Origin of the sequence: Pseudarcicella hirudinis (assembly GCF_900115665.1) — a bacterium.
GTDB classification, from domain to species: domain Bacteria; phylum Bacteroidota; class Bacteroidia; order Cytophagales; family Spirosomataceae; genus Pseudarcicella; species Pseudarcicella hirudinis.
In genome coordinates this window covers 568,376-588,772 of the sequence record NZ_FOXH01000001.1, presented here as the reverse complement: position 1 = coordinate 588,772, position 20,397 = coordinate 568,376, and the positions used below count along the sequence as shown (strand labels likewise).

27 protein-coding genes are annotated in these 20,397 nt (G+C 40.5%); 12 read left to right on the top strand and 15 right to left on the bottom strand.

All coding sequences use genetic code 11. From position 1 onward, the window contains the following. Positions 1-15: 15 nt before the first annotated feature. The 11 genes from BM179_RS02300 to BM179_RS02250 are packed head-to-tail and all read left to right on the top strand — an operon-like array spanning position 16 to position 9,851. Positions 16-438 carry a DUF6046 domain-containing protein gene (locus tag BM179_RS02300; RefSeq protein WP_143095122.1) on the top strand — a complete coding sequence of 141 codons (423 nt, stop codon included), beginning with the start codon at positions 16-18 and terminating at the stop codon, positions 436-438. A gap of 1 nt (position 439) precedes the next feature. Then, complete coding sequence (locus BM179_RS02295) at positions 440-1,399, top strand: hypothetical protein (RefSeq protein ID WP_092011475.1); 960 nt, start codon at positions 440-442, stop codon at positions 1,397-1,399. A gap of 15 nt (positions 1,400-1,414) precedes the next feature. Further along, positions 1,415-1,945 (top strand): DUF777 family protein, encoded by a 531-nt coding sequence (locus tag BM179_RS02290; RefSeq protein WP_092011471.1) that lies wholly within the window; start codon positions 1,415-1,417, stop codon positions 1,943-1,945. Then, on the top strand, positions 1,942-2,232 hold the full coding sequence (locus tag BM179_RS02285; RefSeq protein WP_092011468.1) for a hypothetical protein: 291 nt from the start codon (positions 1,942-1,944) through the stop codon (positions 2,230-2,232). Before BM179_RS02290 ends, BM179_RS02285 begins: the two co-directional genes overlap by 4 nt. Next, positions 2,216-2,425 (top strand): hypothetical protein, encoded by a 210-nt coding sequence (locus BM179_RS02280; protein ID WP_092011465.1) that lies wholly within the window; start codon positions 2,216-2,218, stop codon positions 2,423-2,425. Before BM179_RS02285 ends, BM179_RS02280 begins: the two co-directional genes overlap by 17 nt. Continuing rightward, positions 2,426-3,235 carry a hypothetical protein gene (locus BM179_RS02275; protein WP_092011462.1) on the top strand — a complete coding sequence of 270 codons (810 nt, stop codon included), beginning with the start codon at positions 2,426-2,428 and terminating at the stop codon, positions 3,233-3,235. Positions 3,236-3,251: 16 nt separating this feature from the next. Further along, positions 3,252-4,247, top strand: coding sequence for a hypothetical protein (locus BM179_RS02270; protein ID WP_177219279.1), 996 nt, complete (start codon positions 3,252-3,254; stop codon positions 4,245-4,247). 1 nt (position 4,248) lies between these two features. Further along, entirely contained in the window at positions 4,249-7,218 is a 2,970-nt protein-coding gene (locus BM179_RS02265; protein ID WP_092011456.1) for an SGNH/GDSL hydrolase family protein, read from the top strand. Between the two features lie 2 nt (positions 7,219-7,220). Continuing rightward, positions 7,221-7,772 (top strand): hypothetical protein, encoded by a 552-nt coding sequence (locus BM179_RS02260; RefSeq protein WP_092011453.1) that lies wholly within the window; start codon positions 7,221-7,223, stop codon positions 7,770-7,772. Positions 7,773-7,782: 10 nt separating this feature from the next. Further along, positions 7,783-9,597: a phage head spike fiber domain-containing protein gene (locus tag BM179_RS25845; protein WP_092011450.1), complete on the top strand. Its 1,815-nt coding sequence runs from the start codon at positions 7,783-7,785 to the stop codon at positions 9,595-9,597. A 2-nt stretch (positions 9,598-9,599) separates the two neighbouring features. Further along, the gene (locus BM179_RS02250; protein ID WP_092011447.1) at positions 9,600-9,851 is read left to right on the top strand and encodes a hypothetical protein; all 252 of its coding nucleotides are present in this window, start codon (positions 9,600-9,602) and stop codon (positions 9,849-9,851) included. A gap of 401 nt (positions 9,852-10,252) precedes the next feature. Here BM179_RS02250 and BM179_RS02245 read toward each other — a convergent pair whose 3' ends face one another. The 9 genes from BM179_RS02245 to BM179_RS02200 all read right to left on the bottom strand — a co-directional run bounded on the left by BM179_RS02245 (position 10,253) and on the right by BM179_RS02200 (position 15,963). Next, positions 10,253-10,939 (bottom strand): SH3 domain-containing protein, encoded by a 687-nt coding sequence (locus BM179_RS02245; protein ID WP_092011443.1) that lies wholly within the window; start codon positions 10,937-10,939, stop codon positions 10,253-10,255. A gap of 68 nt (positions 10,940-11,007) precedes the next feature. Then, the gene (locus tag BM179_RS02240) at positions 11,008-11,547 is read right to left on the bottom strand and encodes a hypothetical protein (protein WP_092011439.1); all 540 of its coding nucleotides are present in this window, start codon (positions 11,545-11,547) and stop codon (positions 11,008-11,010) included. A 60-nt stretch (positions 11,548-11,607) separates the two neighbouring features. Continuing rightward, complete coding sequence (locus tag BM179_RS02235) at positions 11,608-12,099, bottom strand: hypothetical protein (RefSeq protein WP_092011434.1); 492 nt, start codon at positions 12,097-12,099, stop codon at positions 11,608-11,610. A gap of 35 nt (positions 12,100-12,134) precedes the next feature. Further along, complete coding sequence (locus BM179_RS02230) at positions 12,135-12,668, bottom strand: hypothetical protein (RefSeq protein ID WP_092011430.1); 534 nt, start codon at positions 12,666-12,668, stop codon at positions 12,135-12,137. Positions 12,669-13,088: 420 nt separating this feature from the next. Continuing rightward, on the bottom strand, positions 13,089-13,343 hold the full coding sequence (locus BM179_RS02220; RefSeq protein WP_092011424.1) for a hypothetical protein: 255 nt from the start codon (positions 13,341-13,343) through the stop codon (positions 13,089-13,091). Next, positions 13,340-14,002, bottom strand: a complete 663-nt coding sequence (locus tag BM179_RS02215; RefSeq protein WP_143095120.1) for a hypothetical protein — start codon at positions 14,000-14,002, stop codon at positions 13,340-13,342. The genes BM179_RS02220 and BM179_RS02215 overlap by 4 nt, the downstream gene beginning before the upstream one ends. A gap of 19 nt (positions 14,003-14,021) precedes the next feature. Continuing rightward, on the bottom strand, positions 14,022-14,663 hold the full coding sequence (locus BM179_RS02210) for a hypothetical protein (RefSeq protein ID WP_092011418.1): 642 nt from the start codon (positions 14,661-14,663) through the stop codon (positions 14,022-14,024). After that, complete coding sequence (locus BM179_RS02205; RefSeq protein WP_092011415.1) at positions 14,650-15,060, bottom strand: hypothetical protein; 411 nt, start codon at positions 15,058-15,060, stop codon at positions 14,650-14,652. The genes BM179_RS02210 and BM179_RS02205 overlap by 14 nt, the downstream gene beginning before the upstream one ends. A gap of 12 nt (positions 15,061-15,072) precedes the next feature. After that, on the bottom strand, positions 15,073-15,963 hold the full coding sequence (locus BM179_RS02200; RefSeq protein WP_092011412.1) for a hypothetical protein: 891 nt from the start codon (positions 15,961-15,963) through the stop codon (positions 15,073-15,075). 181 nt (positions 15,964-16,144) lie between these two features. Here BM179_RS02200 and BM179_RS25510 point away from each other — a divergent pair, with 181 nt between their 5' ends. Next, on the top strand, positions 16,145-16,372 hold the full coding sequence (locus BM179_RS25510) for a hypothetical protein (RefSeq protein ID WP_092011409.1): 228 nt from the start codon (positions 16,145-16,147) through the stop codon (positions 16,370-16,372). 128 nt (positions 16,373-16,500) lie between these two features. Here BM179_RS25510 and BM179_RS02190 read toward each other — a convergent pair whose 3' ends face one another. From BM179_RS02190 to BM179_RS02165, 6 genes are all read right to left on the bottom strand, one after another. Then, complete coding sequence (locus BM179_RS02190; protein WP_092011406.1) at positions 16,501-16,899, bottom strand: hypothetical protein; 399 nt, start codon at positions 16,897-16,899, stop codon at positions 16,501-16,503. Between the two features lie 75 nt (positions 16,900-16,974). Next, positions 16,975-17,301: a hypothetical protein gene (locus BM179_RS02185; protein WP_092011403.1), complete on the bottom strand. Its 327-nt coding sequence runs from the start codon at positions 17,299-17,301 to the stop codon at positions 16,975-16,977. A 30-nt stretch (positions 17,302-17,331) separates the two neighbouring features. Next, positions 17,332-17,664: a hypothetical protein gene (locus tag BM179_RS02180; RefSeq protein ID WP_092011400.1), complete on the bottom strand. Its 333-nt coding sequence runs from the start codon at positions 17,662-17,664 to the stop codon at positions 17,332-17,334. Positions 17,665-17,676: 12 nt separating this feature from the next. Next, positions 17,677-17,922, bottom strand: coding sequence for a hypothetical protein (locus BM179_RS02175; protein ID WP_092011397.1), 246 nt, complete (start codon positions 17,920-17,922; stop codon positions 17,677-17,679). Beyond that, positions 17,891-19,543 carry a hypothetical protein gene (locus BM179_RS02170; protein WP_092011394.1) on the bottom strand — a complete coding sequence of 551 codons (1,653 nt, stop codon included), beginning with the start codon at positions 19,541-19,543 and terminating at the stop codon, positions 17,891-17,893. Before BM179_RS02170 ends, BM179_RS02175 begins: the two co-directional genes overlap by 32 nt. Further along, positions 19,540-20,340 (bottom strand): DNA adenine methylase, encoded by an 801-nt coding sequence (locus tag BM179_RS02165; protein WP_143095119.1) that lies wholly within the window; start codon positions 20,338-20,340, stop codon positions 19,540-19,542. Before BM179_RS02165 ends, BM179_RS02170 begins: the two co-directional genes overlap by 4 nt. Positions 20,341-20,397 lie beyond the last annotated feature (57 nt).

Genomic DNA, 20,397 nt, shown 5'->3' with positions numbered 1-20,397 from the left:
GCTTTAGGCATACCAATGCGACTCCCTGTAGGATTCGCCAAACCGGAGACCCCGGCAGATATTTGGTGGTTTCCTGTTGAGCCCCTTGTTACGCTTGCAAAGCAAAAATTTATTGTCGCAACGCCTTTGGCGAATAGCAAATACTATCGGGGAACGGTCAAGGAATTGTTTTCGGATGGCGATTACGGAATCACGATAGAGGGTAGTATTATAGACATTTCTCCGGCTAATTACGGGGAAAAAGACGAACGGAATATTAATAAGCTAAAGGATTTTTTGGATTATAACCGCAGTCTTTTAATCTATTGTGACCTAACAACGGATTTCGGGATTAGCCATATTGCTATACAACAAATCCCTAGATTACAAATGCAGGGGAATCGTTTAGATTACATTGTACAAGGTCTCTCAGACCAAATTTTTGAATTGCTAAATTAGGATGCTGGAAATTACTCACGATATAAGAATTGCTAACGTGCGCTTGCGCTCTTTCTCTGCAATAGAGATAAACAAGAGCATAGAGCAGTTAAGCGGTACTTGTGTTATAGAGCTTCCAGCAATGTTACAAAACCTTCCTTATAATATAGAAGGCAAGGTAAAACGGGGCGACATTGCAACTGTTTCACTCGGTTATGACGGCAAAAACAGACAGGAGTTTACAGGTTACTTACGGGCAATCAGCCCCAATACTCCGATGAGGCTCGAATTTGAGGATAGTATGTTTTTGCTTCGCAAACAGGTCAAAAACAAGTCCTATACGAATGTAGATATTAGCACGCTGATTAAAGATATTGTGAATCAGATCGGTGGATTTACCTTCAACATAAGCGTACAGGGCATCAGATTCGAAAAGTATGTAATAAGAGACCAGACCGCATATCAGGTTTTAGAAAAGCTTAAGCAGGACACTAACATTAACATTTTTTGTGTAGGCACAGAACTAAACGCTCACCTGCTTTACACACAAAAAACTGGAGAGGTCAATTTCTACACACACAATAATATGCGCAAGGATACCAACTTGCAATATGTCCGTGCCGACCAGGTGAATATTTCAATAACCGCAATCGGCAAGACTAAAAACAGAAACAAAATTGAAAAAACTGTAGGGACGTTGGGCGGAGATAATAAGGTTATGCGGTTTCCCGACATTTCCGACCCAGCGACTTTACAGAAGCTCGCAGAAGAGAGTTTGAAGCGTTACTCCTACGACGGATACCGTGGCGAAATAAAAACGTGGGGGCATAGTACTGTGGCGGTTGGAAATACCGCAAAAATAGTTAACGAGCTATACCCGCAGCAAAATGGCTCATATTATGTTATTGCTGTAAAGGTAGAGGTAAAAGGCGGGCAGGTAGGCTTTTGCAAGACTGCATCGCTCGGTTTAAAAGTCTCTTAAAAACCTTTTAAAAAAATGGAAAATGCTATCCAGCAAATGCGAACAGCACTAGCCGAACATGTGCAAAGCTATACTACTATTCAGGTACTAACGGGCATTGTACAATCTGTAACAGACACAACCGCAGATGTTACAGAAGAGGGAAGCCCGGACATTGTTCACACGGTTGAATTATCTGCAAGCCCGGATACCTCGGAAGGATTTTGGTTAATCCCAGCAGTAGGTTCAAAGGTGCTTTTAGGTCGAATTGAAAACGGGGAGGATTTTACGATTGTCAAATTTGACAAAGTAGACAAGTTGGTCTACAACGTATCAAACACAAGAATAGAAGCGACCGGAAACGGCGTAAAAATATTGTCTGGGGCTAAGGTGCAGATTGCTAATACAAGTCAGAGCCTTGCCGGAATATTTGGCGATTTAATAAGCCTACTAAATGGACTTAAGGTAATCTGTAGCTCGCCCGGCGCGCCCAGCTCTGCCCTTTCCCCAGACACCATTGTGAGTATTACTTCTTTGCAAACAAAGATAAATTCCCTGTTCGAATGATAACCGATATTTTAACAAATAGCGCAGGCGAGATTCTTGTGAATAACGGTGATATAATCATCGCCAACGGAGCGAACCAGGCAATTAAGTCGGTTATTACGACCCGAAAAGGTGGTAATAAATTCGAGCCGATTTCGGGGGTTGGAATCTTGGATTATGTCAATTCCACAACCCCAACAGTCGCACTTAATCGTATCGTCTTAGGCGAACTAAATCAGGTCGGAATTAATGCAGATTTGCAGGCTGCCGACATTAAAACCCTGTTAGCGGATGAAATATCAAGTTAAGCAAAAACAGACGCTGTATGATGTTGCGCTACAGTTTTACGGTGATATAGCAGGCGTACAGTGGCTCATTGAGGATAACGCTTTAACCTCGCTTACAGACCCGATTACGAATCTGAGTTTAGAAATCAGGGACGACAAAATCAAACCGCAAACCGTGCGCGCTTTAAGCCCGTACAGCCCAATCGTAACATAAATGGCACGCACAAGGAACGAAATATTTACAAGTATCACAAACAAGACGTTAGAGCTTTTGCCCAGTCTTGAAAATACTACCACAACCGGAAATGTCCGGCTTTGGGATGTTATCAAGGGTATAGCTGCGGAGATAATCTTGCAGGTCGAAATTAACTGGGACAGGATGCGTACACAGGTTCAGGCTTACGTAGATAATACGCAGGTTATGACAATCGGATGGTATGCTGACCGGGCTAAAAAATTCCAGATCTCAGATACACTTACATGGACGGACTTTGTTCCTAAGTATCCACAAATTGACACCACCAAGCAGATTATTAAGTACGTGAGTGTGCAGGAGGATAATAACGGGTTTTTGTATGTGCGAGTAGCGAAGGCGGATAATGCGGGCAATGCGGTTAGTCTAACGCCTACGGAGCTTGCAGAGTTCTCATATTACTTTCGAAGTATTAAGCCTGCGGGAGTAAAAGTGTTAATTGATAATGCAACCGCCGATACAATTAAACTTGAAATCGAAATTACACGTAGTACGGCCGGGGGAAACCTGACCACTGGTCTAAATTCCGACTATGGTATTACCGTCAGAGATGCAATTACGGATTTCTTCAAGCTCACTCAATTTAACGGTTACTTGTCGCTTAGAGAGCTTTCAAACTATATAAAAGACAAAGCGTTCCTTATTGACTGCGACATCAAAAACGCTTATTGGAAAGATGGTGCAACCTGGACAGTATTTACGACTGGAAGGCAGACGACGAAAGGTTTTTTCGTCTTGGATATACCTAGCTCAACTGTAATCTGGAAATAGAATGGTATCATTTAATTTGGCAAAACTTATTGAATTTCTGCTCCCGGAAGACAACCGAAATTCAGTAAACATAAATTTTATATCAAGCTTGTTTACGGATATTGCAGCGATTAATAATAATGCAATTTCCGAACTGGCAAAGCAAGAAGAACGCTTACGGGTAACACCGCAAGAAGGAAGCTTAGCGGCAGCAATTAAAAAGTACTTTAATGTACAGATTGCTTTCGACGACCCATTAAAGGAGATTTATTCAGGACTTGTTACTGTTGCTGTAATTATTCCGACCGACACCAGTAAGCTAACAGAACTTGCCATTAGAGAGTTTCTCTCTCACTTCTGTATCGGAAGTAAGTATATGGCGGTAATCCGGGACGATGTAAATAAATACATCCCCGTACAAGTCACATGGAGCATTACACGCGTTGATTTGCAGGAAGTTTCCGGGACTATGATTGCGACTGTTGTTGTTAATAATCCAGCAAGCAAGCAACTTTCTTATAGAAAGAATCAGGGTGACGAACAAAGTAACAATGCGTTTAATGTAGTTCCTGGTCAGACTTATATTTTCTATGTGTCAGAGCTAAGCAATACAGGTGTACTTATTGCTGCTCGTTCGATTAGCTTAACTATCCCAACGGCCGGAACGAACCCGACGGGATGGACATACGGCGAAACTGGATACGGCGCAAGTGTTCCGGTCGTGGACGAGTCAGCGGGCTGGACATACGGTGAAACTGGCGGAGATGTGCAGATTTCTTATGACAGCACTGCACGGATTACAAGTGTTACGTTTGCGAAGCTCGGGGATGTTACATACGCAACAGTAAATTATGTTAACCCCGACAATTATGTACTTAGTTTTAAGGTGTCAGCGGGGGGATTTACAGACTCCAATAGCTTCCCCGTGACAGACTTTCACCGACAAACAGGACAGTTTCAGTTAAGGGCATTTTATGCCCCTACCAATACATTTTATTTCTCAACAACATACGTAACAGTTCCTAACTTGTAAGATGGCTAATTACTCATATAACGGAAACGGAGACCTTCAATTATTTGGAAAAGGCGCAGATATTTGGCAAGACCAGACACAATACAATTGGTATTGCAAGAAAGAAAGCAACGTGGATATAGACCAAGTTTGCCTTGTCGAAAGCCAGCAAAACACTAACAGTTTCGCTAAGGCTGGCTGCTTAATCCATAACGGAATGCCGTCGGTTGCAGCGCATGCCGCAATCTGGATTTGTATAGTGCCCAATGGCTCTATCGTCGTGCTTTCAAAAGCATCAAACGGACAGGTTCAGCAACTTAAATCTGTAGACGGAAAAGCCGTTCCGGTGTGGTTGCGTGTTCAAAAAACAGGGCTTTCTGTTAAATTGTATTACAGTACAGATTCGCCAACTACAACCGCAATTGCGTGGGTATTGTTACACGAGGTACAGAACTTCTTTTCGGGGTTCGGAACTGACTACTGGCATGGTGTTTTTGGTTGTTCCCATACAACAGACACGACCTCAGAAATCAAGTTTAAGCACATTTTAGACGGTGCTGGCTCAGTAATTGCGCCGACTCCTGATTCGAGTGGGCAAACTAATAACCGCCGTCTATTTGTATTATTAGGTAGCAGTATCATGGGCGGCCGTGCGGCCAACTCTGGCGCTCCGACTGGTGACATTCGCGCCTATAATCGCATCAAGATTCTCAACAATAATACAATGGTTGTAGAGAATCTAAGCATCGGTGTAAATAGCGATTTGGCGGATAACGAATCAATCGCAAACACACACGGAATAGAATTATATATCGCAAAAGCGATAGAGAATAATGTGTTTGACCAGAACGACGCGTATCTTTTGAAAATAGCTCAGGGAGGTGCGTTTGTAGGTCAATTTACAGCCGGGTTGGGCTACGCGGATACAATGCTACAGCGCATTGATGCAATGAAGGCGGCTATTGCTGCGGCTGGAAGAACCTTTACTCCTTATGTAGTTGTAGAGCTTGCCGTAAACGATTCAGCAAACCACGAAGCAATCGGGGTTACGCCATCAATTTATTACGACAGGCTGACCAATTTATTAGGTCGTGTTCGTGCAAAACTCGGTTTATCAACACATATTATTATCTGTCGCCCGTGGGCAGATTTTGGGTATTTTAATGCCACAATTGATACGATTGTTTCAGAGAACCCGTATAACCATTCCGTAGACATTTCAGGGGCTGCAAGGTTCGACGGGGTTCACCCGAATTATGCCGGAAACCAAGTCATAGGACAGTTGGTTATTTCTAAAATTCAGTCAATTGAAGCCGTCGCAAATCCGGTAATTCCAACTGCCCCGGATTCAGGTGGCGGAACTTCTACGGAGGCGTTCAGAATTGTAAATACAGTAGTCACAGACTCGCCACAATACAATCAGATTCTTGTAGACGCTGTTCCGGATTTTAATATACCGAATAACACAGCCGGAGAGCCGTTTTTTCAAATTATATTCTGTACGGGCGGCAGGAATCAGTTTGGTTTAGATAAGCTATACAAGCGTGGATTTTCTACGCCGACTGTCTCGGCCTGTGTGCAACCAAGCGAATTTGACGGGTCTTACCCGCACGCAAATCCTGCGTATGTCAGTACGCTACCATTCTTCAGACGGTCGTTTTGGACTGGTACTGGCTGGATGAACTCCGCTCCGTTTAATCTACATATAGATGCGGGAGACCACACTTTAGATTACTTTGAAGATAATGGCAATAGCAGTTACCAACAAGCTATTTTGCAAGGCTTCGGAGCGAAAGGTTACGGATTTGGCGACCCGGCTACGCCAAACTATCTATTAAATGCAAAAACTATTTTGCTGGACATGGAAAATTGGGGTGGTTTCACAAATGGCCTTGACGATTTAGAGTTCCGGGCAAGACATTACGGCTGGCTATACTATTTAATGCAGGCGAGTACGTCAAACTGCTGGGTTAATACAATGTACCCAACCTGTCCTGTCTTTACGTTTGGCAGACCAAATTTGAACCACTATACGAATGCGGGGCGAAATGCACTTTGGTATCAGCCAGTCCAAAGTACATCCAATTTGACAGCCAAAAAAATGCCGTCTGCATTTGTTGGGCAAAAGGTGGCGGATTTGGCAAGGGTTTCGGCCTTCACTGAAACGTATTTTGAATATGAAACCTTCTTGCCAGAGGGTAGTATTATTAAGAATAAAAAAGGCAACAATCTGCCAGCTGTTACGCACTACGGAACAAATCCTAACGGCGGCCATTGGGCTACTCAGGCCTGTGGAAATCCGGAAGTTCAATTTTATCAGCTATTGCAGGACGGTAAAAGCAATCCAGTTGTACACGAGATTTCCTATATGAACCTGGGTGGAACAGGTTACAAAAACTACGGGGAGAATGGAGCATCAAACTACGAGGATGTAACAATAGACCGTTATCGCGCAGGATTTATAGAGCCTGTGCCTGCGTTAATTGCAGAGGGGCAGGTATTATTGACGTTATTTACGGGCGCATGGATAAACCTGTGGCACGACCCAGCCCCTGACATCAACCCGGTCGCAAAAGACGGAGCAACCTTGTCAAATCTAGTTAAAGACATGTCGGGTTTTAATTACATTTTAAAAGCGTTTTACAGATTTTTCGCTGCAAAAACAACCATCGCTAGTAGTCTGTACGGAATATCCGATTTGTTAGACGCTAATACAGAGTTCCTAAGATGGAATACTAAAGTTAGCTACGATTCAGGAAGCACATTTGTTCAGTATAAAGCTCCTGAGTGGCAGATTAACCAAAAAACCGCCGTGCGTGCTATTGTCAATAGGCCGAAAAACTTAATTGCAATCTATGCGGTTCAGCCTTACGGCGTTGAACAAAGCTCTGTTATAGTAAAATACGACCAAAATGGCTACAATTGGCAGCGTCAGATAGACGTTCGGGCGGGCGTTAACGAGTTATATATATTCAAATTAAACGATATTTAAACATGGCAGGTACAGTTAGTTCAAATGGTTCTGGTGCAATTATAACCAAAGTCGGGGCGTTTAGTGCCCCGGCTGTATTCCTTGTCGACGTAGACGGAAATCCTATCGTACCGACTTCTGCGGCAGGACAAACGGCGGCTAATGCTTCACTGTCGTCTATAGACACCAAGTTTCCGGCGCAAGTTAGCGGGGGGCTACCTGTTACAATAAAAGGAGGCACGCCGTGGAAGTTAATTTCCTCGGCAACTTCAAACACCCCGACTCAGGTTAATGCTACGCTCAAAAAGCTTAGTTCAATGTCAGCTATAAGCCTAGGCAGTGTAGTGCGATTTCTTAAGTTTTGGTCAAAAGCAACTATCCCACTAACCACGGATGTTCCTTTTTTTACCTTTCCGATTCCTGCAAATACACAAGGGGCGGGGGTTTCGATTCCCTTGTCTATCCCGGCAGAGGTCAGTCAAACAATCTGGGTTGCAATCACAGCATCAGGAGCGGACAACGTTTTAGACGCTGTTCCAGCGGGGGAAATATATGTAAATGGCATAGTGCTTTAATGACAAAGGTATGTTAAGTTTGTTAGGGGCTGGACAAGCCCAAAATATGGCTTTAACGCTCGGCTTAGACTTCTCTGTTTCTCAGAGTTTGTCTAATGCCCAGAGCGTCACTATTAACTACACTCGCCCATCTAGGGCGATGTATTTCAATTCGACTGGTAGACTCGTTGCAAGTCAGGAAAATGTATTTACGTGGTCAGAAGACCTTAGTAATGCTGCCTGGGCTAAGAATGCAGGCTCAATCACTTCCTACAATACAAGTATTCCGACTGGCGTTGGTGCTGCATGGTCGCTCATAGAAGACGCCAGCAACAACGAACATCGCATCTCGCAGTCTGTCGGCGAGTGTATCCCTGCAAGAACTTACACTTTTTCGTGCTTAGCGCAAGACGCTGGGCGTGCGCTTTATATCGGGTCTAATGCCGCCGTTTTTGGCGGGAATGACTGGGCGGTTTTTGATTTAAGAACAGGAGTTATTCCCGCTTCGTCGGGAAGTTCATCGCCTGCTGTTTTATCAATAGGAGGCGGCTGGTACTTGTGCTCTGTCAGTATAAAATGTGTGGCGTCCGGTTCAGCAAGTGCCTTTTTTTGCACATGCCCGTACACCTGGAACGTTCGTGTCGCAGCTTATACGGGCGACGGTGTTAGTGGAATTAGAATTACAGGTATGTCGGCAAATCAAGGCGGATTATTGACATACACAAAAACGACCACAGCGCAATATTATGCACCAAGATACGAATACGACCCCCAATCCCTTGCATTTAGAGGCATCAAGGTCGAAGGGTCTGCGACCAATTTGCTACTTCAAAGTCAGGAGTATTCCGGCTCGTCATGGGCAAAAACTGGCATTACTTCCGTCGGTTTTACAGCAGAAGTCAACGGAGTTGGTAATTTTTCAGGAGAGGCAACTAAGATTGTGGAAGACTCTTCGGGCGGTGCTTTTATCGAACAAACAAACCTTACGGTTACGGCCAACAACTACTACTGTGCTTCTCATTTTATCAGAAGAGGGAACTTCGACTGGATAAGATTTCTTATTCAAGACAATACGGGAACTGCCAGGGCGGCAGTTTGGTACAACATAAACACGGGTACGGTTGGTTCGTCAAGTGTAACATCAGGTGTTAATATTTCAGGCGCGTTTCTCGACAAACAGCAAGATAGTTGGATGCGGGTAGGTTTTGCCGCGAATATGGGCGGTTCGTACACAAACTGGAAAGTTACAATTGTTTCCGCGACGGCAGACGGGAGCGGAACGAGAGTTAATAACGGCTATTACTATGTCTGTGGGAGTCAGTTTGAGGCTGGCAAAGTTCCCTCAAGTTATATTTACACACGTATTGCAACTGCTACAAGGGCAGCCGATTTAATCAACATACCTGTAGGCTCTTGGTGGAATAAAAACGCCGCCTCAGTTGTAGCAGAATATCAACTAAGCTATGTTGATTCCGGAGTAGGATATGCACTGTTTTTCGCTAGTGACAACACTTCTAATAACAGGGTTTATATGCGTGCAAATAATTTCAGTGGTAGTAAAGAGTTTGCGACTATTGTTGCTAACTCTATTACCTCAGTGCAATCAGTTACGGGCATATTGCCTAAGACGCCGTATAAAATCGCTGGTTCATACGGAGCTTCTGGATTTACTTTCGTCGCAGATAACGGAACGCCCCTTAATAATCCAGTTGCGGCCTTGCCTGCGAATATCATAGATTTTACGCTAGGAAGCAGGACTGGCGCAATTGAATTCCTGAATGGCTGGATAAAGTCGTTTAGAGTTTATAACGGACAATTAGCAGACAACACACTTAAGAATTTATAAAAATGGATATATTTATTAAGGCACAAAATAGACAGGAGTTAGACGACTGTCTATTAGAAAACGGAATGATAGGCGATGAAGGATATATATGCTACACCCTTGATTATTGCCTTAATATCGTTGGAGAGATAGGCCAAACGGAGGGTTGGCATGCTAATATTCGGCTATTAAATGAGGATATATACCTTTCAGATAGTCTTATTGCGTTAAGTATAGCCCCAGACCCAGAAACGCCAGAAAATATTTGGTTTTGAAACAAAAATTCCATAAAGCTAAAAGCTAAATGGAATTAATAATAAAGTTCTACACCTATTATGATTGTAAAGATAAATCAAAACTATACAAAACAAAAAATCCTGTCTCTAACAAGGCAGGATTTCGTCAACTTTTCTACCATTAATCAAATTATCTTTGATTAATATTGTCAAAAATAGCTTCAATTAGCCTTATATAAAAGCTCAATTCTAAACGGCATTTTGTTTTTAAAAAGGCTTTAAAACATATTTAAAACGCTCGGAGAAATGTATCTTTGAGCGTTTGTAATTTTAATATATTGAATTACAGATTTTAATATCTCGAATTGTAATTTAATCATACCAGAATATTTTAGATGAAAATATTTTCATCATTACGCCCCATATGGTACTTAGAACTTTCATGCTTTCTTTTTAAAGATTTTTCTTAGAATAATTCCACCGATAAAGCTCGCAACAATACTAACTCCGAGTCTCAACCAGTCTATTGATCCCTCTATGGGCTGAACAACCGGAATCTGAACAGTTGTTTCTTTCCCTGATGTCGAATCCTTGACGGTTAATGGCTGAGTTACTACGGGAAGCTCAGGCGATTTGAGTGTGCAATATTGGTTTGAAACATATCCTACACCGCCCAAAGCAAGGTTGAACTTTAAGAACTGTCCATAAAGAATACCATCTGAAGTTCCAATAACATCACCCTTATCTAACTTTGCCAGAACAGCTGAAGCTACAGAAGAACCCTTCCGAATATTTACTTTGCTTCCAGTACACCAATAAGTTTTTCCAGTAGCAGGAGTGGATACTGCAGTACCAAATAAATTTACGTCAGCCAGATAAACATATCCATGAGTGTATTTTGTAAGTAATTTCGAAACAGGATTGACTAACTGTACTTTTGCAAAATGTTTACCATCTCCGCTATAGTATGTAGCTACAATTACACCGACCTTTCCACCTGTCTTAATTGTTGTCAAGCTTTTTGACAATCTGGCGATATTTATGTCTTTTACATATTCTCCCCAAACTGTCAGGTTTGAACTTGCGACCACCAGTGGATTTTTATTTGCAGCTTCAATAGTTATCATGACTTAAGAAAAAGAGCCTGCCTACACTGAGTAAGCAGGCTCCTGTCTATTTAGAGGTAAAACATATGCTATTTCCAGAACTTTTTCACAAGTACATATGCGACCACCGCACCAACTGCACCTAGAACCCATGTGATAGGCTTTTGATACCATTTTTTTGCCTGGGTCACTGCTCCTGTTCCAGTAGTAGTGGAAGTACCATCTGCAACTGTTTGCAGGATAGTTTTAATTGTGTCCGTGTTTGAAGCGTCAGTATATGGCGTTTCAGCGAAATGACCCAAACCATCGGTGTACACACCAATTTGCTTAGTTGTGTCAATCGAAGGCATGCTCATTCCTGTAGATTCAGCCATACCTAAAGCGTATTTAACAAGAACAGCATTTAGCACACCACGATCGCTTTCTGCGATATTGGCCAATGTCTCCTTAGAGAATGGGGTATAACTCGTCTGTGATGAGTGTTTGCCAAACAGTACGATCCGCGACCCTACAGTTGCGAGCTTAAAATCCCAGATTGAAACGTCAGTAACTGTATAATCAATACTCCCGATTGATTGCCCGTTTGTGATAGCACCTTTCGGAGCCAGATTGATAATTTTAGTTGCCATTCTAATTACAGTTTAGAGTATTTTGAGAGGTTTCCCTACTTTTTTATTTTTAATCGATCGCTATAAAGCGGCAATGATCCGGTTAAGCTTTTCTTTAACCTTTGCGCCTAATCCGGCTTCCTGTACAATTGACTGATAAATTCCAAGTTGAAGTACTAACGCTTGTTTTTCTGAGTCAACTTCAAAATCAACCGTTGTTACAGGCTCAATGTAGCCATCAGTTGAAAGTGGCAACCCAGTCAGAGTCGATATTAAAACACTTGTATTTACAATGCCCGCCCCTAGAATACCGGTAACAGTAGCTTCCAATGCCAACTGGTCCACATCGTTTTGAACAAAAGAATTGATAAAATTCAACTTTTGGGGTGTTCCGGCAAGTCGCGAAACAACACCTTCTTTTCCCAGAATAGTAACATGTGTTCCATCCGGATCAAACAGGGCAATGAAGTACAACCCTTTATAATATACGATTGCAGGCTTAACACCAACATTCACCCCGGCATTGTATGCCAACACAACTTCACGTTGCTGATATTGTCTTGAAAATCTCATGCTTATATATGCTTAAGCGTAAATTCTAATACTTACTACAAAATGCGTGTTTCCTGCTCAGGAATCCCTAAATCACCCTGACCACCATAATTGAAAATAATTTCAATATCAGAGCTACTTCCCTTCAGACACACGGCCAAAACTGTAAGCGGACTGAGAACGATTGGATTTCTCAATTGATACATGTCAAAGTAACGACCCTCAGCTGTTTTACCAGTTTTCAAATCAAACTCAATTTCAACCTCAGCTGGATCGCTGAAAGGATTAAACTCTGTCAAAGCGAATCTTTCAACAGGATTTTGATTTTCACCGTTGTTTGCCAATACTAAGATGTTTTCAATATTGAAGTTTCCAACTTGATTCAAGTAAGTAATTAGATCATCAATTTTGATTTGTTGCTTACCAGAGAAGGCCTTTGCCGTCAGCTCTAAATTCCCCGGATGCGCTTTGAATGCAGAATCTGACATGTAATTACCCGGCCCGTTAATGTCTTTTGCTACGCCTGGGAACAACACAGCTACACAAGACTCAGTAGCATTGGAAAGAATTAATTTTAAATGCTGTGACATAATTTTTCTATTTTGTGAAAAAAGCTTTTCTGCTTAATTATGACACAATGATAAAGCACATAAAAAATCATCTGGCTCTAAATCGGGCTTAAAGCGGCTGTAAAACGCACGAAGTATGCACGAGTAATGCACGAGTGACGCACAAACTATGATTGAAACTTGCTGAAAATGAAGCAAATAACAGTATAGGGGAGAGGTTTCCGTTTTCCCCATGCCCAAACATCTGTTTTAAATCTGGTAATAAGGGTCTTTCGGTATGGTTGAAGGGAAAAGAGCAGATAATTCAAATCCGCTCTTTCATGGGGTCCGTTTCTTGTAGTAAACCCAAACTCGATAGCGATTTCGCTAAGAGTCATTTTTGGGCGTATCTTCGGATTCGGCATGATATAGAAATTTATAATTGCAGCTTAAACAAATTTTTTAGCTTTCCAGTGGCAATTCCTGTATGATTGAATTGGCTCTTTTTTTGACAATTTCGTCCAATTCTTCTGAGGTTAAGGAAATCCTTTTTCGTTCTTCTTCAACAGAAGGCTGAATATCTGGTTTAATTTCCAGTTGTGGCCTAGGCTTTCTGAAATTGTTTAAGATTCCGAATAAAATCCGGATAATGACATTAAATGCGATTAAAACCCCGAAAAACTGTACGAGATTCCACCAGTTGAATTTACCTTTCATAGTGTTTTTATGATTTCGGAAATCTCTCTCCTTTGTTTATAAGACTCAGCAAAATTTGACACTGTCGGATTTTTAACATAAACCATCTCTTCATTTATGTCCACCAACCTTGTAGCCCATTTCCGATTAGGATCATATTTCGAATTTTCATCCCCACAATCCAATATCATTCGTTCTATTAAGCGCGAATTGGGTGCGCTTTTTTTGATTGGAAACGAGTCGTTAGTTTGTTTTATAACCAACATATTGCAACTCTTTAAGATCGATGGTGCAGTATCCGCAATAGTGTGAAACTGCATGATTAACTCTAATCTGTGATTTTTTGCAAGTCCAACGAACGAAATAAGTTTATCCGGAACATTACCCCTCCATAATCCCGTAGCATCATCGATCACGATTGAAGCATTCTTAATTTTGAATGCGAAATCCAAGAAACGGGACCAGTCTTGGGTTTGTACTCTTACGCATGCTCTCCCAGGCAGCAAATACCTGAGATCATCAATCTGAATTACATCAATTCCTCCGTAAGTATCATCGTTTTGGGTGTGATCCAGGATAATCGTTCTTTTAGGCGATTCTCTACGTTCCCTGAAAAACGCAGCGATTTCCAGAGCCTCAAACGATTTCCCTGTTCCCCGCTTACCGCACAGATACCACACGTTACCTCTTCCGTCCATATTACAAAAACCCTTTTGCTTTCTTTATGAGATTTTTTCCGATTGAGCTGAATACCCCGTAATTTTTCCCTACCAAAACAGAGAACTCAGAGGAAACCATCATTAGTATCATTTTTTCAATTGACAATTCCTCAAGTTTTCCCGCTTTCATTTTTCGTTCCAAATCCAGTTTTACGGCTTTTTTCAAGATTTCCCGCTTTAGCTTCATATCAGACGGGGGAGTTTGCTCCAACTTTTCCTTAACAGCAATTCTTTCCCGGATTTCCGCTGTTTCTGCACTTTCTGGAAATCCATTCAATTGGTGATTTCGTAAGATTTCCAAATCCTGATCGCTTACTACGAGTTCCGAAACTCCGCCTTTAGCCAATCCGATAAACAGATTAAACTTCGTCATTAGCAAATCAACCATCAATTCAGCACGAATTTCGAGGTCTTCGCTCGAATATTTTGGCTCATATTCTGATTCCGGCTTATTTACCGTCTTGAACAATCCTCCCAAGAAATCGCCCGATTTTTCAAGATATGGTGTACCCCTGTGCGGTAATAGTTCCTCAGCTGGCTGAGATACTTCAGTACTGAATAATCCATAGGAATCATCATTACCTGCATTTTCGAAATCACTTAAAAAATCAATGTTTCCCATTTTTTAACCTTATTAAGAATTTTACCAAAGACGGGCCCACTTTTGCAGTAATTCTCCACCGCATCTTTGAAATCGGCTTTTTAATCCAGAAATCGTAATAAAACCTAAGTGTGATACGGTTCTGTATTTCGATCAGCTTCTTTTCAATAACTTTTTCAAATTCCGAGTGATGTATGAAGCCCATTTTAACGATTTCTTCGAAATTTGCTGTTAAACGAATTTGCTGATTTCGTTCGATTTCCGTCAAATTCGATTTTGCTTTCTTTAATGCAATACTTTGTATGAAGAAAGAGTCAGCCCGTTCAACCGAACAATTTTCAGAGTAAATTTTATGAGGCAACTTTTCAACGATTATTCCAGTCAATGGATCTATTTCCACAAGTGCAAGTACCTTCATTCGTTCATAATTTTACAAAAACTTCTGATCAAAATATTTAGAAACGATTTCCTGCTCAGTAAAGCGTTTCAGTTTTGAAAATATTGAGGAAGAAGAGTATTCAGCATAACTTTTAATGACAGCTAAAGTTGCTAACCTGAATTTCTCGAAACTCTCAATATAAGCCTCAGACTGAAGAATCTTAGCTTCAGATGCCCGTACTTTTCTGTTTAATTCCTCAACTTTTTCATCCAGCAATCTTGAAAACTTATCACGGGTCTCGCTTTCCTTTTTGATAGTCATATACCGATCTTCATTAAAACCGGATTCCTGCAACGATTTCCGCACCTCTTCATCATTAATTTCATCGAAGGAGATTTTAATTGAATTGTCCGGCGTTTCTTGACTGAGTCCATCAATGCGAAATCCAGTGTTTTTCTCGGATTTCTTTGCTAAAATCCCTGCCCTGAGAACATCTGTTAGGAAATCTTCATAAGCAACAGAATCCTGCTCAGACTCGAACAATCTACGGATTTCTGCTAAATCAGTCGGTAAAACAACTATGTCAATACGTTCCTCAGCATTTTGTTTATATTTCCAACGCTGATTAACGAAATCCGTCAGGATGCTGCCGGAAACCACCTCAATTCCCACATTATTTTGATGGGAAAAACTATTTAAAGCGTGAGCAACGTCTAAGCCTACAAGCCCCTGTATTGTGTAAGTTCTTTCTTCGATGATTTCCGGCCCTGGAATGGAAATCTCGACTGGATTGGGAAAAAAATACTCTGTTAAGGCTTCCCGAATTACCCCGGCTTTTCCGTCTTCATACTCCTCAGCCTCCTTGTTAATTCTTTCAAGAAGTTTCTGGCTAACCTTTGGTGAGGTTGTAGCGTGGATTCCGTTGTTTCTGCTCTTTTTCATCGGATTTCGTTGGATTTCGTGACTATTGACAAAATGAGAATAAGGGTGTATCTTAGCATCAACATTCGACCTTTGTACTACCGATATCACCCTCTTTTTCGTGAAACAAAGCTAAAGAATCGGACTTCCGTTCGCAATAGCTTGACAGTTTCCGGGAGGTTCACAGTAAGTTCACGGCAACATGATCGGATTTTCTCTCACCCAAGTAGCAGATTGCTACCAGATAAAAGTATCAACTCTTAAAAGTCATGCAGAAAAAAGCGGACTTTCAGAGTACCTTCCAAAAGTCCTAAACTACAGGGCAACCATCTACCCACAGGAAGCATTATTAATAATGAGATTTCTCGGAGAATCTCCAAAGCTGGCCAGACTGGCGGGAGTGAAGATTACTGCAGTATCATTATCATAAAAAAAGCCCTCATTCTTGGAATGAGGGCTAAATATTATTTCGTGCGTTTTGGAATGAATGGCTTCATTTTCCCGCTATCGTCTTCCTTATACATTTTACCATCAAATATCATGTAAGTTGGAGATTTCTTATTTTTTTCCGTATTGTTGCTCGACTTCCTTTTTATAGGTGTCGTATTTTTTAATGATATGGCTTTCATGGCTTATGTAGCAGCTGATTATTACTGCAAATAAAGTTTCACAATCTTTTCTCTTGTCAAGGTAATAAAAAGTTACGTAATATTTTCCCCGGTAAAACGAAATTGCTTGAAATTTGTTTTTCGATTTCGGTACTTCACTAAAACAGACATTGCCAGACAAAAGTTGAGATATATCTGAAAATTTAACATCATGTACCCTTTCTTTACCTATCTTATTTACATCTGTTCGGTAGTTTTCTAGCAGGTGATCGCAATTTACCGTTTGAAAAAACAACTCAGCTTTACCCTCAGCAGTCAAAACAGTCGTATTTTTGGCTTTAAAATTCATAGCATATAATAAGTTCAGTACTCAAAAATACAAAAAAAACATACAAAATTCGAATCGAATAAATTCCTATAGGACCTAAAACCAACCAATGCAAAATAGCCTATCATTTAGATCATAAGGTTTACAGATATGCGTATTTCCCTTTATTGTATTAAGCTTTTCAAATCCATCAATCAACTCTTTTGACGGATTTTGGATGAAAAAACAAATACTTTCCCACCCATCATCTTGCTTTTTTCCCCAACCAAGTACCTCTAACACCGGAGGATATGTCTGCCTTTTAGTACCCCATTCACCCATATCAGAGGGCCATGATGGTATATTCAAATCAGGCAGGAACTCTTTTTTAATGAGACCGAATATCTCATAAGCCTGTTCTACCGTTTTAAAACTTAATGCCATTTCTATTGTAGTTTAAAGTTGAAATTATCCTTATTGTAAAGTTCTAAGTAAAAGAAAATGAAACTTTTGAGTAGTGAAATCTGAAACTTTGTTTTTATACATTGTTTTAATAATCTTTTCGAAGTACTCTACACCACATCCTGCGTCTATCGCAGTCATCCAGCCGTTAATTTGGCTGAGGTACAATACCCTAACTGACTGAATAACTGCTGTTTTCTTTAAAACACCGTTTTCATGTATTTCAACCGATCGCCCTTCAAAATATTTTTCCGGGTTGAAAAGTCTGAATGTAGTAAAATATTCACAATCAAGCTTGTGGTTCCAATTTTTTGAGAAACTTATTTTTTCAGGTTTATTATCCATAACCGGTATTATTTATTCGTCAGACATTTTCATGTTTAATTCTTTAATCTTCCCCACTTCGCATGCACGAAATAAGGCTTTCATATAATCCCCCCAGTTATGGCTTGGGTCTGTCCTGAAGAATGACCACCAATCTGATTCACCGAACCTATCAGGGGTGATATGATAATTGTTAGCCGTTTCAAACAGACTACCATCCTCCAATACTTCCCAGGTACCAAACTTGTCAAGCGTAGAGGGTCTTGAATATTTCGCCATAGTGGTTTAAGTACTCATTATAAAGCTCTGGCGCATTTTCCTGCATAAAATGCTTTTGGTATTTTACCTTACCCTCTTCTTTTTTATAGACTGGAATGACCTGTCCACCGAAGGCGACGAAACTTCCGCCTACTTTATTTGTCGCTTCATCGATCTGTGCTTTTCCAATAATATTTTTCAAACAATCTATATAATTCCAGCTTACTTTATCCTCAATACCGTAAGCTTGTCGCTTATAGTGAGTATCAGTAACTAATACATCTCTATGTTCATATTTCAACGACTCATTTCCCCAGAGGTCAGTTATGGTGTGGGAAAATATTTTTTTATTTTCAACCCTGGTTTCATAGACTGGCTCCTCAACAAGTTTGTAAGTATAAATCGCTTTTTCAAAAGCTTTAATTCCAAAAAGAGAGTCGCTTCGTCCCCATAAGCGGCCAGTGACCTTCCTTGTTTCAAATCTCGGTTTATACTCCTGGCGACTTGTCTCAATCTTCACCTCCTGACCATCAAGTGATAATTCGTAACGATAATTGACAATATATTTTTTCAACTTGCCAAACTCCTCAGTAGCAACAAACTCCTGATTATCATTTAATTTCGGAGCAATTTCCTCACTAGACTTTGAAATGTACTTGGTAACATATGCTGTTACACTCTTTGCATTCTGAATTGGGATTACCTGGGTACTTGGAGGATCGGTAAAATTATTCTCAACTTTCTTTCTGTAATTGTACTCAAGTACACATTTTGCCAATTCAGCAGATTTTTTCACAGAAAACGCTTTTTTTCCAGACTTGAAAGCTGTGATAAACTCATGTTCAACGGCCGGATGAATATTTTTCGGCAATTGATTATGCTTATTAGCCTGAAATAACTTATCCTGTAACTTTTTGCGCTGCGACTCTATTTCCTCAACCGTGCATGAGAAACCGTTTCTATATTTATGAAGTTGCACATTACGAAATCTGTCAACATAGCCCAGCCGATTGACTATCTGATTCCAACGCCAACGAATCTGATCTTTATCTATCCACCGATCAACTATTATATGGAAATGCAACTGCCCGTTTTTCTGAGTTTCAGCTCTCCACAAATATACCTTTACATTACACCCCTGCAATAAACCTTTTCCCTTGCCTTTTCTTGTAATGTACTCACGATCAGATTTAAGCCATTCTATGAATGGGTCGAGACACTCGTTCTTGATATAGTTATCATTATGAAGTTGCTTTGATGGGAGAGTCAACGTTATGAAAGTCGGATACACCTGATTATTTTGTTGATATTCGACCCCTGAAATCCTTTTTACCTGATCCGCAAGCAAACTGAATGATTTTTCTCCGTTTTTTTTAGTTGAATCAGTCGCATACTTCATGCCTGTAGTAAGCTCAACCGACATTAGAAAGTTTTCTGCCAGGTTCTTTAAATTTCTTTTAGAAGCCTCTGACAAGTACCCGTTCATATTTTCAGACTTTGCTCCATCTTTTAGCAAATTCGCCAAGGAAACTTCATTTTGAGTTGTTTCCTCTGATCGTTCAGATTGAACCCATCTTTTAGTTATAATAACTGAATTAGGCTTAAATTTTGCGATAGTGTCAAAGTGTGCAACAGTTTTCATAACAGTAGTTCTTTCAAAATTGAGTTTTGTAGTTGACGGGGCATTTCTTTAAATTTTCTCAGGAAATTTCTTTTAATCCGCTTTAATTTGTCTCGCTCCCTGAAATCACTTCCTAAATAGCTGTAATCTTGAAGCTCAGTAGGTGTTTCATAATTTTTGTATAAATATTCTTTAGCTAACCCTTTCCTTGTTTGAGACCAGAACTCATGCAGATTAAAATAGGGGGGGGGTAGTAAATCTTCATAAATATCATTTGGATAAGTACTAATAAGCTGCTTACAACGAATGTTTTTCAGATACTTCAGATACTTAACATGATCCTGGTCAGTCATTTCAAATTCGTATCTTTTTACTTGACTTTTTCTCGATCCGAGTGGGTAAGGTGGGTCTGAATAAATCAGCGAATTAAAAACTTCAATTAATTCCTTGTATTTATCTATCAAATCAATTGCATCAAGACACTCAATTATCAAAATAGATCCGGCATCGTTATTTCCTTGGCAAGTATTTTTAATTTCTCCGATGCTCGAGTTACTTATTTTTTCAAGATACTTCCGGATAAAATCTTTCCGGTCCGTATCATCACTAAAACTGATGCTTTCCGGAAAATGAGCAATAAGTTTCTGATAAACTTTAGGATTAATATCATTTAATATTGTTAAGTTAGGCCGGATCATTTTTCGAAAAACACTTGCATGTCCAGCATAGGCTTCGATATAAATTTCCACAGCTGGTATCTGATTAATGATAGTTTGATATGTCCCATCTGATCCTTTGCCTCCAAAATATGATTCCATAATCTTAATTCTGTTTGATACTGCAGTAACTAACATTTCTGTGGCTGACAACCCTGA